Here is a 16,741-nt window from a genome sequence, read left to right as displayed (position 1 = left end):
TCGCCCGCCTGCGCCGGTGACAGGCCGACGCGGGAGGCCGAGGTTCCACACCGCCGCAGGTGACGCCGCCCCGGCTCACCGCCGCAAACTTTGCGGAAACCGGCGAGCAAACATCCGTCAAAACAGGTCGACCTATCGCCAAGATCGCCATCTGTCCCGTCCGACGCGTCCACAGTGGGATGACCGCCGTCAGATCGGGAGGACCGTTGAGCGAGGGACTCGCGTTCGCGAATCCAGTTTTCGAGACCACGCCCCACGTGGGCACCCGCCGAGCTCTCGTCTTCCTCGACTCCCTCACGGCCGCGACCCCGCCACCGTCACCTGTCCCGTCCTCGTCCTCGTCCCCGCCCCCGCCGGACGCGGGCGCCCCCGCCACCGGGCCGCACACCGCCCCGCCGGACGCGCGGCTGGCGAGCGCGCTGCGCGCCGAGGGGTTCACCGTCGACGCCGGGACCAGCGAGGGGGCGGGCGCGGACGGCGAGCGCGTGTGGAACCTGCTGCGCTCGGCGCGGGAGGGCGACCTGCTGGTGATCCGGCTGCCCGCCGACGGCGGCTGGACCTCGGGACAGCTGGGATCGATGATCGGCGCGTTCGGGCGGCAGGTCGGCGAGTCGCTGGCGGCCGCCGTGCTGATGATCGTCGACTTCGGCTGGAGCGCCCTGGACGGCTCCGCCGAACCGGTCAGGCAGCTCGCCGTGGCCGGGGAGCCGAGGGTGGCCGCGGCGGCCCTCACCCTCACGCTGAGGCTCGACGAGACGGTACCCGGCCCGGTGCGCACGCTGACCGACGTCATCGCGGAGGGCCTCACGACGCGGGCCGCCGACCTCGACGGGGACGGGACGATCAGCGTCGGGGACCTGCACGCCTACGCGCTCGCCCGCTACGCGGCGGTCTCGGCCGCCCGCACGCCCATCCTGATCTCGTACGGGGCCGTCGCGGGGGTCGCCATCACACCGGCGAGGGACACCGCCGCCGTGCCGCACGCCGCCTTCGCCCGCGTCCTGGCGCGGCTCGGCGACCACGCCCCGCCCGCCTGCGGGGTCGAGATCGTCCGGCGGGTCTACGAGCTCCACCTGAGCGAGCCCGCCAGGGAGATCCTGCGCAGGGCGGCCCTCCTCGACGAGGACGAGCCGATCGACGAGATCCTCGGCGACGCCGCCGAGCTGAGGCAGTGGGGCCTGCTGGGCGAGACGACCACGTTCGTCCACCCGGACGTGCGGACCTTCGGCCACTCGCGGCTGTCGGCGGCCGAGCGGGCGCAGACCTCGGCGCTGCTGCGCCGCCGCCGGGCCGGGTCGCGGACGGTACGGCCCAGGGCCAGGCTCACCGCCGACCGGTGGACCACCGAGGACCAGCTCGGGCACCGGGTCTACGCCGAGGCCATCGCCGCGTTCGTCCGCCACCCCGAGACCCGGCCCCCGCTCACGATCGGCGTCAAGGGCCCCTGGGGCGCGGGCAAGACCTCGCTGATGCGGATGATCCAGGACCTGCTGGACCCCGGGGCCGCCGGGGACGACCCCGCCCCGATCCACCTGCCCGGCTCCCGCGCGGAGCGGACGCTGACCAACGCCGAGGTGCTCGCCAGGACGGGACGGCGTCCCCGGGAGAGCGCCGGGCGGGCCGAGCCGGGCCCGCTCCCGCTGCGGCGGGCGGACTGGCGGCCCACGGTCTGGTTCAACCCGTGGATGTACCAGAGCGGCGAGCAGGTCTGGGCCGGGCTGGCCCACGAGATCATCACCCAGGTCACCCGGCGGCTGCCCCGCGCCGAGCGGGAACGGTTCTGGCTGGAGCTGAACCTGTCCAGGATCGACCGGGAGGCGGTCCGCAGGCGCGCCTACCACCTGGCGATGACCCGCCTGGCGCCGGTGGCCCTCGGCCTGGTCGCCACCGTCGTCCTCACCGGGGCGCTCCTGGCCGCCGCCGCGCTGCTGCCCGCACTCGGCGCCTTCCTGGGGAACGCCGCCGCGGCCGTCGGCTCCGCCGGGTCGGCACTGGTGGTGGGGGCGGGCGCCGTACGGCTGGCGCGGTTCTTCGGCGAGTCGGCGGACAACGCGTTCCGCGGCCTGGTCACCCAGCCCGACCTGCTCGGCCCCGGCGCGGCCGACGGGTTCGTCAACGAGGTCGCGACCGCCCCCGGGTACCGTTCCAGGACCGGCTTCCTGCACCTGGTGCAGACCGACATGCGGCAGGTCCTCGACCTCGTCGCCACCGGGGAGCGCCCGCTGGTGGTGTTCGTGGACGACCTGGACCGCTGCTCGCCGGGAACGGTGGCGCAGGTCATCGAGGCGATCAACCTCTTCCTCGCCGGGGAGTTCCCCAACTGCGTGTTCGTGCTGGCCATGGAACCGGAGGTGGTCGTGGCGCACGTCGAGGCGGCCTACCCGGAGCTGGCCGGGACGCTGCCGGGCGGCGGGCGGTCCGGCCTGGGCTGGCGGTTCCTGGAGAAGATCGTGCAGCTCCCGCTGAGCGTGCCGCTGCTGGACGACGCCGACCGGCTGCCCGCCTTCGTACGGGCCCTGCTGGGCGTGTCCGACCTGGCGCGGCCCGCGACCGTCCCCCCGGACGATCCCGGCGCGCACGCCGGTCCTGCCACCGTTCCCGCCGCTCCCGCGGGCACGGGTACCGCGTGGCCGCGGGACCCGGACACCGCACGGACACCGAATCCGGCCGGACCGCGTCCGGCGGGTCCCCCAGCCGCCCTGGAACGGCTCGACCCGCCGCCGGATCCGGCCGGGCCGCGTTCGCGCGGTCCCCTGCCTCCCGCACGGCCCTCCCCCCTCGGCGCGGTCACACCGGGCTCGCCCGGCACCACCACGCCACCGGGAGCGGCCGTGCCGGGACTGCGGGCATCGGTGCCCAGGTTGCGAACCCCGCTGGAAATACCGGGACTCGGGCTGCGGGCGACGATGGAACTGCAGGGATTCGGGCCGCGAACGCCGGCGGAGACCCCCGACCCCGGATCGCGGGCGGCGGAACCGCCGGACCCGGTCCAGGTGAGCCGGTTGCAGGACGCCATCTGGGCGCTGCGCCCGACCACGACGACCCTCGACGAGGCGGCGCGGCTGGCGCAGGACGCCCTGGGCATCGAGTGCTCCGACGCCGTCGGCGGGCTCTGCGCGGCGACCCGGGAGGCCGCCGACCGGGTCTTCGACGACCTCTACAGCGACGAGAACGCCTACCGGGCGATCGAGTTCGTGCTCCCGGCCCTGACGTTCTTCAACCCGCGCGAGATCAAGCGGTACGTGAACGTGTTCCGCTTCTACTCGTTCCTGACCTACCGCCGCGCCCTCGCCGGTGCGGCCCCCGCCTCGGACGGCGAGGTCGCCAAGCTCGCGGCGCTCGCCGTCCAGTGGCCGCACCTGCTGACGCTGCTGGCCGGGGAGACGGACGGGGCGAGTGTGCTGCGGCGACTGGAGGAGGCCGCGAACGACGACGGGAGCTGGGAGCGGGCCGTCCACGACACCGGCCTCGTCGCCCACCACACCTCGGGCGGCACCCACCTGGACACCCTGCGCGACCTGCTCTCCGGACCGCACCCCATCGCCGACCTGGCCCGCTATCTCCTCTGAGCCCAGGGATCTTCTCTGAGCCCAGGTGTCTTCTCTGAGCTCAGGACGACAGGGAGTCGCGGTAGATCCTGGGCTCCCTCTCCTTTCCGGAGAACACCATGATCAGCAGTTGGACGGTGCCGCCGGGAACGTCGGCGTTCTCCCGTACGGCCTCGCGCCCCCGGACGTGGACCCGGACCCGGTAGCTTCCCGGCCCTCCGGCCGCGAGGTCGGGAAGTCGCCGGCCCTGACCGTCGACGATGGACAGGATCCCGTCGCCACTCCGGTAACCGACCTCGACGACCTGCTCCCAGCCCCGTGTCTCCACCGGCGGGCGGCGCCGGTAGGACTCCCCCGTCACACACGCGTGGCCGATCTCGTCCGCCGCCCAGATGCTCAGCGCACCGGGTCCGCTGCCCACCAGGTCGGCCACCCGGTCGTCGGCCTCGTCGCCCTCGTTCCCCTCGTCCCAGGCGTGGATCTCCCAGAACTCCGTCCACATGGTCTCGCGGACCTGCCGTACCGGTGTGATCCTCGGCCGGTGCCGGGGATGGGCGGCGCACCCCCTCTCCCCCGCCGCGAAGTAGGCGTCGCTCTCCTCCCGCGCCCGCCGCCCCTTCTCCCTCTGCACCTGGGCCACCCTGGGACACAGCAGACTCAGCGCTCCGGCCAGCGAGTGGCTGTGCAGCTCACCGATCGCCTCCGCCACGGCGGGCGCGTCGACGTCGCCTCCTCCGAGGCGCACCGCCAGGTCGCACAGCCCGCGGCCGTACGCGAGAAGATCACGGTCGGGCATGTCCTCGAGCTCCGGTATGCCCCACCTGTAGTCGTCCCGGACCCGGCACAGGAACTCCTTCTCGCTCTCGTCCAGCCCCGAGACGGTGCCGTCGCCGAATCCGGCGCAGTCGAGCGCGGACCCGTCGCTCACCTTCCCCCGCGCGGCGTCGCCCACCGCGCCGAGGAGCACCACGATCACCAGCGGCACCGCGATCGCCGTACGGGTGAGGCCGCCTCTCGGAGTGCGGGGGGTACGGACCGCGAGGAGCACCAGGATCGCGGCGACCAGGCCGCAGAGATCCCTCGTGACACCCCAGTTCGTCAGCCCCGGTCCCCAGATGACCCCGCACCCGGGATCGGCGGATATGTCGATCACGAGCAGCAGCAGGGACGGGAGATAGCGAACGATCATCACCAGGGCGGCGAGGCGTCCCAGGACCTGGCCGATCCAGGGACGCCCGGCCCGCCCGCTCAGGAACCGGCTCCCCCAGGCGAGGACGATCAGCGGCACGGATCCGAACCACAGGAGCGGGAGGTCCCAGACCGGATCAAGCAGTTCGTTCAGCCATGAGCCGATCCGGCGACCCTCGCAGAGACTGGACGAGAACCAGACGCCACCCCCGCCGCCCCCCGTGCCGGGCACCATCGTCCTGATCCAGGAATGGATACGGGGAACCAGGGCGGCCAGAATCGCCGCTCCCCAGAGAATCGATGATCGTTTCGGCACGAAACAGAAGCCTATAGGCGGAATGCCGGGCAAATTTTTTACATGAGAGTTCCGTCAAAACAGCGTGCGGCGCGGTGTCGACGCCCTTGTTCGGCTCCTCGTCCGGCCGTCGGGAGTCTCGCCCCGGGCGGCCGGGCGCGGATCCGGTTCCGGGCGTCACCCGGAGGGCGAATCTCCGGAAAACCACGGATCTCGGAAGAGGGCGATGCCTGACGGGCAGCGTGGGCCCTTTCCCCGGCACCGCGACGGAAGGGGCCCTTCGCGATCACATTTGAGCGCTGAGGGCCCGCGCGACCGTGAGGCTGTCCTCGTAGATGTGGAAGCGGGTGACGAGCCCGTCCTCGACGGTGAGGTGCAGCGCGAACGGTGAGGTGTACGAGGCCCCGCCGTCCCGCACCGTCTGCGCGATCTCCCCGAGCACGACGGCGTGCGCCCCGTCGACCAGGATCCGCGCCACCGACGTGCCGTTCAGTTCGGGCACGTGGTGGGCCTCCAGCGATCGGAAGTGGTCCGCCACATCGGTCCGGCCGGACCGGGGGCGAATCCACGGCACCGCCGGATGCCCCTCGGCGGGCCAGGCGAGCCGCCAGTCGACCGGCTCGGCGAACAACTCCGCCGTACGGTCGTGATCGCCCTCGGCCATCCGGCGCAGCAGCTCTTCCACAACGTCACGGGTTTCATCACTCATGCCGCAAGCATCCAGGTTCCGGGCGCCGCCCGTCGATTACCACCGAGGTATGACGGGACCCGCAGAGGCGGGGATCGGAAAGCGCCAAACTCGACCGCGTCCCATCACCCCGAACCGCCACGCCGTCATCCGAGGGCGTGCCTCATCGTCAACCGGTACAGCCAATGGGCAGGGAAGTCGAACTCGCCCTCCCTGACGCCGCCGACGAACGCCTCTCACTCGGCCCGGGGGTGGACGATCACTTCCCGCGCGACGCAGACGCGACACGGACCCGTCCCCGCAGAGCGCCGGGGGTGCCCACCGTGATGATGAGCACATGGACGTCAACGAGGTGCTCCTGCCCGGTGTCGGGCTGCGGTACGAGTTCACCAACCACGAAGGGGACCTGATCGGCGTCGTCGCACGCCGTACGGGTGACTTCGAGGTGGTTGTCTACGGCGACGACGACCAGGACGAGGCCAGGCCGGTGTTCCGGCTGAACGAGGAGGAGGCCGAGACCCTGGCCCAGATCCTGGGAGCGCCGCGCATCGCCGAGCGGTTCGCCGACCTGAGCAGGGAGGTGCCCGGATTGAACTCGAGCAGGGTCGAGCTCCCGGCCGGCTCCGCCTACGCCGACCGGCCGCTGGGGCACACCAGGGCTCGAACCCGCACCGGCGTGTCGGTGGTGGCGATCGTCCGCGGGCAGGAGGTGATCGCCTCGCCGAGCCCGCAGGAGGTGCTGCGGGCCGGTGACGTCCTGGTGGTGATCGGGACCGACAGGGGTATCGCCGACGTGACCCGCATCCTGCGGGCCTGAGCGGGTGCACGTCTCCGTCGTCCTGCTGCTGGAGCTGGGCCTCATCCTGGTCGCGCTCAGTGTCCTCGGCGCGATGGCGCGCCGCCTGACCCTGTCACCGGTGCCGCTCTACCTGCTGACGGGGCTGGCGCTGGGCGAGGAAAGCGTCCTGCCCGTACCCGCGGCGGGAGGGTTCCTGCGAGCGGGGGCGTCCATCGGGATCGTGCTGCTGCTCCTGGTGCTCGGCCTGGAGTTCTCCATCGGAGAGTTCACCGTCAGCCTGCGCCGCCACGTGCCCTCCGCCGCGGTCGACCTGGTGCTGAACGCCGCGCCCGGCGCGGTGGCCGGATGGCTGCTCGGCCTGGACGGCGTGAGCGTCCTGGCGCTGGCCGGTGCGACGTACATCTCCTCTTCGGGGATCATCGCCCGGCTCCTGGGCGACCTGCGCCGGCTGGGCAACCGGGAGACCCCGGCCGTGCTGTCGGTGCTGGTCCTGGAGGACTTCGCGATGGCCGCCTACCTGCCGGTGCTGGCGGTGCTGGTCTCCGGCGGCACCTGGTGGCAGGCCGTAATCGGCGTGCTGGTCGCGCTCGGCGCGGTGCTGGCCGCCTTCGCCACCTCCTACCGGTGGGGCCACCACGTCAACCGGCTGGTGACGCATCCGGAGGCCGAGCAGCTCATGCTCAGGCTGCTCGGCATCACCCTGGTGGTGGCGGCGCTGGCGGAGTACATCCACGCCTCGGCCGCGGTGGGCGCCTTCCTGGTCGGGCTCACCGTCACCGGTGAGACGGCCGAACGCGCCGGTGCCGTCCTCGCCCCGCTGCGCGACCTGTTCGCCGCGGTGTTCTTCGTGGCCATCGGCCTGTCCGTGGACATCGGCGAGCTGCCGCCGGTGCTGCCCGCCGCCCTGGCGCTGGCCGTGGTCACCGGCACGACCAAAGTCGTCACCGGCCGCTACGCCGCCTCCCGGGACGAGGTCGGAAGGCGCGGCCGGGCCCGCGCGGGGGCCGCCCTGATCGCCCGGGGCGAGTTCTCCATCGTCATCGTCGGCCTGGCCGCGACCCAGCACCCCGTCCTGGCACCCCTGGTGACGGCCTACGTCTTCATCCTGGCGGTCGCGGGACCGCTCATCACCCGCTTCACCGGTACCCGCCCCGCACGGGTGCGGTGACACGGCGGCCGGCGTCGATCGCACCGGCCCCCATGGGCGGGGACGTGACTCGTGGGGAAGGTCGGCGCCACAAGAGGGTGAAACCACGCGATATCGGGCGTCAAGCCGCCGGGCGGAAGCCGCGCCCGTCGCCGAAGCTCCCGGTATCGAGGCCGGCATCCTCCATCACGAGCCGGGCGACGGCCAGGGCGAGTACGTGGCCCGCCACTGTGAGGGCGGCAGGACGGGCACCTGCACCCGTACGGTCCCGGCATCCTGGAACCGGAACGACACCGGAAGGTAGGTGCCGCTACGCAGGTCCCCGGTCGACCCGGTCAGTAACGCCTGCGGGTTCACGTCCCCGCCGACCGGCTGACGCACCGGAAGGTCCAGGCCGCCTCCGCGGACGCGAAAACCTTCGAACGTGGGCGACGCGCTGACGGAGACGAGCCGGTCCGGCTCGGTTCGCTGGTTCACCAGCGTCACGTAGAGGGGGACACCCGACCCGGGTGGCAGCGGCTCGCCCGCGGGACCACCGACGATGAAGGCGTTCCTCACGTACACGTCGTTGACGATCTCGTTGGCCCCCGTGTTCGGCGCGAACTCCTCCGTGGAGAATCCGGCGTCGCCCTCCTCGCCACAGGCGCATACGGCCAGCAGTAGTACGGCCGCGCACAATGTACTGGTCGTGCTCCACATGTTCTTCACCAACGATCTTCTACTTACGCCGCGTGCGGGCGAACAGCCGTGCCCGAAAGGTGCTGAGGGGCTTTCGCGTCCTCCGGAGGGGTGCCGAGCCGTCCCCTCGACCGGGTCGGCAGATCGCGATCCCCCGCTCGCGCGGGCCCGGACGCGGTCGATCGGCGCCTGGACGGCCTCGGCGGTCAGGTCGATGCCGGCGGGGCCGGGTGTCGACCATTTCGCGCACCGGCATGGCGCGCTCCTTCCGGTGGCGGATGTCGTGTGAAGGGCCGGTACCCGTCGGCCGGTCGGATCACCGCATGCGAAACGGATCGGTTTCGTCAAGCGGGGACATACCAGCACGTCATGGACGGGTGGTCTGGTCGGCCGGGGGCTCGTCGCCCGGACGTTCGCCGTCCTGCGGACCGGAGGGGTGGCGGCTGAGGAAGTAGGCGCCCATCGCGGCGGCGACGGAGGCGAAGACGACCACGGAGTAGACGGCCAGGAACACCTCGACGACGGCGGCCAGGGCCGTGGTCCTGACGGTGAGCGGTTCACCGGTGACGGTGCCCATGACGGCGTCGTGCAGCGCCAGGGCGTAGTCGTCGTATTCGGCGAACTCGTGCAGCACCTGGCTGGAGGCCAGGGCCATGATGGCGCTGAGCGCGGCCAGCCAGGTCATTCGGCCCGACAGCAGGCGCCCGGCCGAATGGCCGCCGCGCACGGCCGAGCCGAGCACGCCGCCGGCCCGGGCGAGCCGGATCAGCCGCAGCAGCCGCAGGAACCGCAGGAACGGCACGAGTAGGAAGATCAACTGCCACCAGGTGCGGCGCAGGAACCGCAGCCGCGCCGGGGCCACGTACAACCTCAGCGCGTATTCGGCGGCGAACGCGGCCCACAGCAGCCAGCCCGCCGCGAAGAGGACATCGGCCAGCACGGGTTGGCGGGCGAGATTCTGCCCGAGCACGACCAGCAGGAACAGCAGGAACAGCAGGAACAGGACGCTCATGAGACCGTTGAGGCGGTCGATCAGCCGCTCGGCCCAGGTCTGGCGGTCGCCGGCCGTTTCCTCGTCGCGGGGGTTCATGCCGGTGCCGGGCCCGCTCCGGCGTGAGGTGGTGGCGCGGCCGGGACAGAGGTCATCGGGACGGCCGGTGCCCGGAACCGGCGGGAGCATCCGGGCCGGCGAATCCGGCCAGGCCGGCCAGGGCGCTGCCTGCGCCGAGCTTCTGGCGGGAAATGATGCTGAAGCTGCCGTCGGTCTCCAGGACGACGGCGGCGACGTCCTCCAGCGCGCCGGAGCCGCTGGCACGGACCGCCTGGCGCACCTCGGAGGCGGTGACGCGCTGGCGGCGCATCGGTTGCTCCAGCAGCCGCCCGTCGCGCAGCACCACGGTCGGTTCGGACTTGATCATCCGCCGCACCCGGGCCGAGCGGATCGTCAGCCAGGCGACGGCGAACTGCAGTGCCACCAGCAGGGCCAGCGCGAGCCCGCCCTCGGCGAGGGCGACATCGGACGAGAGCACCACGGTGGCCAGCGTGGAGCCCAGCGCGACGGTGACCACCAGGTCGAAGGCGTTCATCTTCGCCAGGGTGCGCTTGCCCGACAGCCGCAGCACCGTCACCAGCACGGCGTACGCCACCACGGCGGCGACGACGGTCCGGATGATCCCGCTCCAGGAGTCGAATACCACGCCCGCCTCCTCCCCCGCCGGCCGTGTGGTCCTCCCCGGATTCACCCAGCGCGGACGGCTTATACCTCGGTGACGGCCCGGCCCGTGCCCGTCCTGTCCGGCCTCGGCGGCGCGGCCCGGTCACGTGGCGCGGACGCCGGTACGTGTCCGATGGCCCTCCGAGGCCTGACGGCCCGGACGGCCGGGCCCTCAGCCGTCCTCCTCCACCCGAACCGTGCCCGCGGCCCCGTCGATCGTGATGAGCTGCCCTGTCCTGATCTCGTGCGTGGCGTTGCGGACGCAGATGACGGCCGGAATGCCGTACTCCCTGGCGACGGTGGGGCCGTGCGCCATCGGCGACCCGGTCTCGGTCACCAGCCCCGCCGTCGTCAGGAACAACGGGGTCCAGCCGGGATCCGTCGTGGGGGCCACGAGGATCTCACCCGGCTCGATGTGCGCGCCGGCCGGATCGCGGATCACCCGCGCCCTGCCGGTCGCCCGGCCCGCGGCCCCCGCCATCCCGACCAGCACTCCGGCTTCCGCGGGCCCGGGCGGGGCGAGTGTCTCCACGTCGGTCCCGTCGGACAGCAGGGCTCCCGGGACGGTGGGCCGCCGCAGTTCCCGCTCGTACTCGGCGCGGCGTGCCGCGACCAGGTCCCGGTGGTCGGCCCGGTCGTGTACGGCGGAGCGGGCCTCGGACAGATCGAGGAACATGATGTCGTCGGCGCGCTCCAGCAGGCCGCGACGGGCCAGGTCGCCTCCGATCAGCAGGAGCTGACGGCGGGCCGCCCGGATCACCTGCAACCAGGCGAACTTCGCGATCTCCCGGAGCCCGGTGAGCTTGCGCGACCGGCGCATGAGGAAGATCGCGGGCCGGGCGCGTACCGGTCTGCTGCGCCGCGCCCGCCGCGACAGCGTCTCGATCGTCTTCTCCGCCCGCCGCGCGGCCTGTGCGAACCGCCGGTCTGGCGCCTGCTCGGGGGCGTCCACCCGGAGGTAGTTGGCGATCGTGGCGAACAGGGGGGCCGGCTCCTCCTCCCAGCGGAGCATGCCGACGTCGATCTCGGCGGCGGCGCGCATGCCGTACCTGTCGAGGAAGCCGGCCATCCCGATGTCGGGGAGTTCCCCCGCGTGGTACCTCGCGGCGAGTTCCTCCGGCGGGGTGGCGAGGAACAGGTCGCGGTGCTCGCGCGCGTTCACCGCGACCTGCCAGAGCGCGAGGTCCATCTCCGTGGTCACGTTGTGCGGCATCCCGCCCAGGACGATGTCCAGCTCTTCGGCGGTGGCGACACCTTCGAGCAGTGCGGACGGCGCGACGCCGGCGAGGATCCCGGCCGTCAGCGGCCACACGAGCCCCATCATGTCGGGGCTCATGACCGCCCGGTGGGAGTCCTCGACCACCCAGCGGAGCCGCTCGGCCGACGTGGCCGGTTCGCTCGGCGGCACGGTCAGGCGCTTGATCTCCTCCACGGCGCGGTAGGCCCTGGCCCGGGCGGCGTCCGGCCCGGCCAGGCTACGGGCGAGGCCGAAGACCGCACCGGGTGCCAGCCGCAGCGTGATCTTCACGGCGCTGCGGAGGCGGAACGGCATGCCGCCGCGCGGGGCGAACCGCGGATCGTCCAGGACGCGCTCGACGGCACCCTGCACCCGCGGCCCGTACACCTGCAGAGATGCCCCCAGGCGCTTCCGCATGGACCTGTTGCGGATGAAATCGGTCAGATCGAAGTAGAGCCGCCCGCCGATGGGGACCAGCCGGGGCAGCGGATCACGCGGATCGACCGTGGCGCCCGCGGCCTTGAACCACAAGGCCGAGCCCGTCTTGAGCAGCGACACCCCCATCGGGGTGGTCGGCCGGAGCATTCCCTGGATGTGGCCGAACTCGAGGTAGAGCCGCATGTCGCAGGTCTCCGGCGGGGCGGGGAACAGGGTGGTGATCGGCCGGGACTGCAGCAGCCACAGCGTGCCGCCGGAATCGATCGCCCACTCGATGTCCTGCGGCGAGCCGAAGAGCTCCTGCAGCCGCCGCCCGGCCTCCCGTAGTTCTTCGAGCTGCCGCCCGCCGAGGCACCCGCCGCTGTCAGGTAGGGCCGGCGGTGGGTGGCCGAGGACGTAGTGGTCGGGGACGACGGTGCCGTCGACGATGGCGGTCCCCAGTCCGGGGGCGGCGTCGACGACCGTCTCGGTGCGGCAGCCGGTGATCGGGTTGGCGGTGAACAGGACACCGGCGACCACGGGATCGATCATGCGCTGGACCACCACGGCCATGGCGGCCTCGTCGATGCCCGCCGCGGCGCGGTAGGCCACGGCGCGTTCGGTGTACAGGGAGTCCCAGCACCTGCGGACCGCGTCGATGAGCGGGCCGGCGCCCTCGACGTTGAGGTAGGTGTCCTGCTGACCGGCGAAGCTGGCGTACGGCAGGTCCTCGGCGGTGGCGCTGGAGCGGACGGCCACGCGCCCGCCGCCGAGCCGTTCGTAGGCGTCGACCAGCTCGTCCTCCGGGAGATCACGGGACGTGTAGGCCTCGGTGGTCAGGCAGAAACCGTCAGGAACGCGCTCATCCGCCTTGATCATCCCACCCAGCCCGGCGGCCTTGCCGCCCACCAGTCCGGTCATGGAGGGATCGATCTCCGATAGGTGGATCAGTTTCATCCCGTATCCCCCTCGTGATCCCCCTCGCGGCCTTCGCGTAGGTCTCCATGGAATGGAGTATGGGCGCCCACTCTTCCTCCGTGAACCGGTTCCAGAGCGCCATCCGCGCGTCGACACGGAGAGCGAAGTCGCCGGGAACGCGAAAGGCGCCCCGGCCCTCACGGGCCGGGGCGCCTCGGAAGACGATCTAGCGCTGGGCCTCGATCATCCAGTGGTGCTTCTCCAGGTCCTGCGTGATCTCGATGAGGAGGTCCTGGGTGACCAGGTCGGGCTGCTCGGCGGCCTCGATGCGCTCACGCATCCGGCGGATGATGGACCCGAGGATGTCCGTCATGGCGGCCACGACCTTGCCGTCGTTGAGGTAGCCCGACTCCAGCTGCGGCACCTCGCTGGTGCTCGTGAGCGTGGAGGCCCGGCCGTCGGGGTTGCACCCGAGGGCCACCGCGCGCTCGGCGACGGTGTCCGCGTGCTTCCGGGCCGACGAGACGATCTTGTCGAGCTGCAGGTGCAGCGACCGGAAGTTGTGGCCGATCACGTTCCAGTGGGCCTGCTTGGTCAAGAGCGAAAGGTCGAGCAGGTCGACGAGAGCCCCCTGGAGCACGACGGCAATGGTCTTCTTGTCTTCTGGCGTGAGTGGGCTGGTGATCGCGGACATGAAGTGTCCCCCCTGTTTCGAGCTTAGTTTCCCCTTTGCTACGAAATGTCCGTACCCATCTATCCGCTCCCCCATACCAGCCATCATGTTGACACTGTCATAATTACAGTGTCACTATCGAGGCATGGAATGGACCATCGGTGAACTGGCCGAGCGGGCGTCCGCGGCGCTGACCCCCACCGCCCAGCTCAACGGGCGGGTCAGGGACATGCCCAACGAGCGCCTCATCCGCTGGTATTCGACGATCGGCCTCCTCGACCCCCCGTCTGCCCGCCGGGGCCGCGTGGCCATGTACGGCAGGCGCCACCTGCTCCAGATCGTCGCCGTCAAGCGGCGCCAGTCCGACGGCCGGACCATCGCCGAGATCCAGGCCGAGCTGGCCGGGGCCACCGACCAGACGCTGGAGTCGATCGCCCGGCTCCCCGAGCCCTCGCCGGGAAACACACCGGAAAACGCGCCGGAACCCGTCCCCGGGCACCCGCCCGCGTCTCCGGCCGAGACCGGCTCCCCCCGGGCGGCGCGCCCGCGTTTCTGGGCCGGCCCTTCCGCCTCCCCGGCACCCGCCTCCCCGGCGGCCGCAGCCTCGGCGGTCACCGGCTCCGCTCCGCCGAAGCCGTCTCCGGCGTCCTCCGGCGAAGCCCCGCCGCCCCCTGTTCCGTCCGGCACGCCCTTCCCCGGCACGCCCTCCCCCGTCACGGTCCCGCCGGCTCAGAACCCACCCGGCGGAACTCCCCCTCCCCCGGCGCCGCCCGCCCCGGAAGTCCCGGCGACGCCCGCCGCGCAAGCCGTGATCGTCCACGGCGTACGGCTCGCGAACGGCGTGACGCTGATGCTCGACACGGGCGGGCACGCCCCCTCACCCGAGGACCTCGCCGAGATCGCCGCCGCCTCGGAGGGGCTCCTGTCGCTCCTTCGCGAACGCGGCCTCACACCTCCGGAAGGAATTCACGCATGACCACTTCGATCACCACACTGCCGCCGGAGGAGTGCCTGCCCGTCCCCGACGCCGGGATGGGGGCGCTCGCCACCGAGCGCGGCAACCTGCCGCTGGAGAGCGTGGACGTGACCGCCGCCGTGTCCGGCCTGAGTGCCGGGGTCGAGGTGGTCCAGGGCTTCCGCAACCCGCACGACGTGGCCCTTGAGGCGACGTACGTCTTCCCGCTGCCCGACCGGGCCGCCGTGACCGCCTTCAGGATGGAGGCCGACGGCCGGGTCATCGAGGGCGTGCTCAAGGAGCGCGGCCAGGCCAGGGCCGACTACGACCAGGCGATCTCCCAGGGCAAGCGGGCCGCGATCGCCGAGGAGGACCGGCCGGACGTCTTCACCATGAGGGTCGGCAACATCGTGCCGGGCGAGCGGGTCACCGTGCACCTCACGCTGAACCAGCCCCTCCCGTACGAGGACGGCGCGGCCACCTTCCGCTTCCCGCTGGTCGTCGCCCCCCGCTACGTCCCGGGCACCCCGCTGGACGGCGAGCGCGCGGGCGACGGCTGGGCCCCGGACACCGACGCGGTCCCCGACGCCTCCCGGATCACCCCGCCGGTGCTGCTGCCCGGCTTCCCCAACCCGGTCCGCCTGTCGCTGGCCGTCTCGGTCGACCCGGCGGGCCTGGAACTGCGCGAGGTCCGCTCCAGCCTGCACGTGGTCCGGGAGGAGGGCACGACGATCCGCCTCCAGCCGGGTGAGCGGCTGGACCGCGACTTCATCCTGCGCCTGGCCTTCGACACCTCCACCTCCCTCGCGCTCGCCCCGGACGGGGACGACGAGGGCGAGGGCACGTTCACGCTGACCGTCGTCCCCGAACCGGCGCCCGCCGAGGCCGGGGCCAAGGACGTGGTGCTGGTGCTCGACCGCTCGGGCAGCATGACCGGCTGGAAGATGGTGGCCGCCCGGCGCGCCGCCGCCCGCATCGTCGACACGCTCACCTCGGGCGACCGGTTCGCGGTGCTCTCCTTCGACACCGTCGTGGAGTACCCGGAGGGGCTCGGCGAGGGACTGTCCGAGGCGTCCGACCGCAACCGCTACCGGGCCGTGGAGCACCTGGCCAGGCTGGAGGCGCGCGGCGGCACCGAGATGCTGTCACCGCTGGAGCGGGCCGCCGCGCTGCTCGCCGACTCCGCCGGGGACCGGGTGCTGGTGCTCGTCACCGACGGGCAGGTCGGCAACGAGGACCAGATCCTGGAGCGGCTCGGCGCCGCGCTCGCCGGGGTGCGGGTGCACACGGTCGGCATCGACAGGGCGGTCAACGCCGGCTTCCTGGGCAGGCTGGCCGGGCTCGGCGGGGGCAGGTGCGAGCTGGTCGAGTCCGAGGACCGGCTGGACGAGGCGATGGAGCACATCCACCGCCGGATCGGCGCCCCCCTGGTCACCGACCTGTCCCTCAAGGCCGACGGGCTCGACCTGGTCACCGGGACGGTGAGCCACATCGGCTCGATCTACTCGGGCGTCCCGCTCACCGTGCTGGGCCGCTACCGCGGCACGGCCGCCGGAGCGCTGACCGTACGGGGCCTGGGCGCCGACGGCTCGCCGTGGGAGCGGAGGGTCAGCGCGTCGGCGGTGGACAATCCGGCCGTACGGTCGATCTGGGCGCGGGCGCGGCTGCGGGCCCTGGAGGACCGCTACGCGGCCGGTGACCGGTCCCTGGAGGCCGAGATCGTCGAGACCTCGCTCAAATACGGGGTGCTCTGCCGGTTCACCGCCTTCGTCGCGGTCGACACGCAGGTGGTCGCCGAGGGCGGCCCGGCGCATCGGGTGATCCAGCCGGTGGAGCCGCCCAGCGGCTGGGGGAGCCCGGTCGCCGCCGCGCCGATGATGATGACCTCGATGGCCTTCGAGAACGCCGCGCCGAGCCCGCCGCCGGCTCCCGGGGCGCCTGCGGGGATGCCCCGTCCCGGGTCCATGCCGAGGTTCGCGGCGAGCCCGGCCGTCGGCGGCCTGCCGCAGGACGCGGCGGCCGGAGGCTTCGACGACCACACCCGGATGCTGCGTCCCGCGCCGGCCGGGGCTCCCCCGAGGCAGGGCACGCCGCAGGAGCCGCCGAGGGAGCAGCTCGCCGAGGAGCTGAGGCGGCTGCGCGCCGCGGCGTCCCTGCCCGCCGCCGAGCGGCTGCGCCTGCTGGAGGACCTGGGCAGCCGCCTCGCGGCCCTGGCCGTCTACCTCGGCGGCCACGCGGAGCTGGCGGCCCTGGCCGAGGAGCTGCGGGCCGGCGGGGACGTGGACACCCTGTGGCAGCGGGCCGAGGAGGTCCTGGAGTCCCTGGCGGGCCCCGCAAAACGACGCCCGTTCTGGAAGCGGTGACCTCCCCGATCCCGCCCCGGGAGGCCGTGGCGGCCACCCTGCCGCACGACCACGGAGACGCCCTGGCGGCCTCCCTCGGCGTGCTGACCGACACCTGGCGTTGGATGACCTCGCATAAGGC

12 protein-coding genes are annotated in these 16,741 nt (G+C 72.8%); 5 read left to right on the top strand and 7 right to left on the bottom strand.

The window, feature by feature from the left end; all coding sequences use genetic code 11:
• The first annotated feature begins 206 nt into the window (after positions 1 to 206).
• Positions 207 to 3,569 (top strand): P-loop NTPase fold protein, encoded by a 3,363-nt coding sequence (locus tag AB0G15_RS27550; RefSeq protein WP_362845319.1) that lies wholly within the window; start codon positions 207 to 209, stop codon positions 3,567 to 3,569.
• A gap of 40 nt (positions 3,570 to 3,609) precedes the next feature.
• Here AB0G15_RS27550 and AB0G15_RS27545 read toward each other — a convergent pair whose 3' ends face one another.
• Together AB0G15_RS27545 and AB0G15_RS27540 are read right to left on the bottom strand one after the other, a co-directional pair.
• Positions 3,610 to 5,052, bottom strand: a complete 1,443-nt coding sequence (locus tag AB0G15_RS27545; RefSeq protein ID WP_362845317.1) for a hypothetical protein — start codon at positions 5,050 to 5,052, stop codon at positions 3,610 to 3,612.
• 265 nt (positions 5,053 to 5,317) lie between these two features.
• Positions 5,318 to 5,740 carry a nuclear transport factor 2 family protein gene (locus AB0G15_RS27540; protein ID WP_362845315.1) on the bottom strand — a complete coding sequence of 141 codons (423 nt, stop codon included), beginning with the start codon at positions 5,738 to 5,740 and terminating at the stop codon, positions 5,318 to 5,320.
• Between the two features lie 316 nt (positions 5,741 to 6,056).
• Between AB0G15_RS27540 and AB0G15_RS27535 the strand changes: the two genes are divergently transcribed.
• Both AB0G15_RS27535 and AB0G15_RS27530 read left to right on the top strand, forming a co-directional pair.
• On the top strand, positions 6,057 to 6,536 hold the full coding sequence (locus AB0G15_RS27535) for a cation:proton antiporter regulatory subunit (RefSeq protein WP_362845313.1): 480 nt from the start codon (positions 6,057 to 6,059) through the stop codon (positions 6,534 to 6,536).
• A 4-nt stretch (positions 6,537 to 6,540) separates the two neighbouring features.
• Positions 6,541 to 7,686, top strand: a complete 1,146-nt coding sequence (locus AB0G15_RS27530) for a cation:proton antiporter (protein WP_362845311.1) — start codon at positions 6,541 to 6,543, stop codon at positions 7,684 to 7,686.
• Between the two features lie 165 nt (positions 7,687 to 7,851).
• On the opposite strand, the gene AB0G15_RS27525 is transcribed toward AB0G15_RS27530, so the two are convergent.
• The 5 genes from AB0G15_RS27525 to AB0G15_RS27505 form a co-directional block, all read right to left on the bottom strand.
• Positions 7,852 to 8,376 (bottom strand): hypothetical protein, encoded by a 525-nt coding sequence (locus AB0G15_RS27525; protein ID WP_362845309.1) that lies wholly within the window; start codon positions 8,374 to 8,376, stop codon positions 7,852 to 7,854.
• Between the two features lie 334 nt (positions 8,377 to 8,710).
• Positions 8,711 to 9,433 (bottom strand): hypothetical protein, encoded by a 723-nt coding sequence (locus tag AB0G15_RS27520; protein ID WP_362845307.1) that lies wholly within the window; start codon positions 9,431 to 9,433, stop codon positions 8,711 to 8,713.
• A 52-nt stretch (positions 9,434 to 9,485) separates the two neighbouring features.
• Positions 9,486 to 10,040, bottom strand: coding sequence for a YetF domain-containing protein (locus AB0G15_RS27515; protein ID WP_362845305.1), 555 nt, complete (start codon positions 10,038 to 10,040; stop codon positions 9,486 to 9,488).
• A gap of 189 nt (positions 10,041 to 10,229) precedes the next feature.
• Positions 10,230 to 12,668 carry a PEP/pyruvate-binding domain-containing protein gene (locus AB0G15_RS27510; protein ID WP_362845303.1) on the bottom strand — a complete coding sequence of 813 codons (2,439 nt, stop codon included), beginning with the start codon at positions 12,666 to 12,668 and terminating at the stop codon, positions 10,230 to 10,232.
• A 187-nt stretch (positions 12,669 to 12,855) separates the two neighbouring features.
• Positions 12,856 to 13,323 (bottom strand): DNA starvation/stationary phase protection protein, encoded by a 468-nt coding sequence (locus AB0G15_RS27505; protein ID WP_362845301.1) that lies wholly within the window; start codon positions 13,321 to 13,323, stop codon positions 12,856 to 12,858.
• Between the two features lie 124 nt (positions 13,324 to 13,447).
• On the opposite strand from AB0G15_RS27505, the gene AB0G15_RS27500 reads away from it, so the two are divergent.
• Both AB0G15_RS27500 and AB0G15_RS27495 read left to right on the top strand, forming a co-directional pair.
• Positions 13,448 to 14,278 carry a MerR family transcriptional regulator gene (locus AB0G15_RS27500; RefSeq protein ID WP_362845299.1) on the top strand — a complete coding sequence of 277 codons (831 nt, stop codon included), beginning with the start codon at positions 13,448 to 13,450 and terminating at the stop codon, positions 14,276 to 14,278.
• The gene (locus tag AB0G15_RS27495; RefSeq protein WP_362845297.1) at positions 14,275 to 16,620 is read left to right on the top strand and encodes a VIT domain-containing protein; all 2,346 of its coding nucleotides are present in this window, start codon (positions 14,275 to 14,277) and stop codon (positions 16,618 to 16,620) included. Before AB0G15_RS27500 ends, AB0G15_RS27495 begins: the two co-directional genes overlap by 4 nt.
• Positions 16,621 to 16,741 lie beyond the last annotated feature (121 nt).

Source organism: Streptosporangium sp. NPDC023825 (assembly GCF_040639575.1).
Taxonomy (GTDB): domain Bacteria; phylum Actinomycetota; class Actinomycetes; order Streptosporangiales; family Streptosporangiaceae; genus Streptosporangium.
The sequence above is the reverse complement of the archived record's forward strand: the minus strand, read 5'-3'. Positions and strand labels throughout refer to the sequence as shown.

Coding starts and splice junctions, on each gene's coding strand:
- AB0G15_RS27535 (WP_362845313.1), top strand. CDS start 6,057: ATGGACGTCAACGAGGTGCTCCTGCCCGGTGTCGGGCTGCGGTACGAG.
- AB0G15_RS27510 (WP_362845303.1), bottom strand. CDS start 12,668: ATGAAACTGATCCACCTATCGGAGATCGATCCCTCCATGACCGGACTG.
- AB0G15_RS27540 (WP_362845315.1), bottom strand. CDS start 5,740: ATGAGTGATGAAACCCGTGACGTTGTGGAAGAGCTGCTGCGCCGGATG.
- AB0G15_RS27500 (WP_362845299.1), top strand. CDS start 13,448: ATGGAATGGACCATCGGTGAACTGGCCGAGCGGGCGTCCGCGGCGCTG.
- AB0G15_RS27495 (WP_362845297.1), top strand. CDS start 14,275: ATGACCACTTCGATCACCACACTGCCGCCGGAGGAGTGCCTGCCCGTC.
- AB0G15_RS27520 (WP_362845307.1), bottom strand. CDS start 9,433: ATGAACCCCCGCGACGAGGAAACGGCCGGCGACCGCCAGACCTGGGCC.
- AB0G15_RS27505 (WP_362845301.1), bottom strand. CDS start 13,323: ATGTCCGCGATCACCAGCCCACTCACGCCAGAAGACAAGAAGACCATT.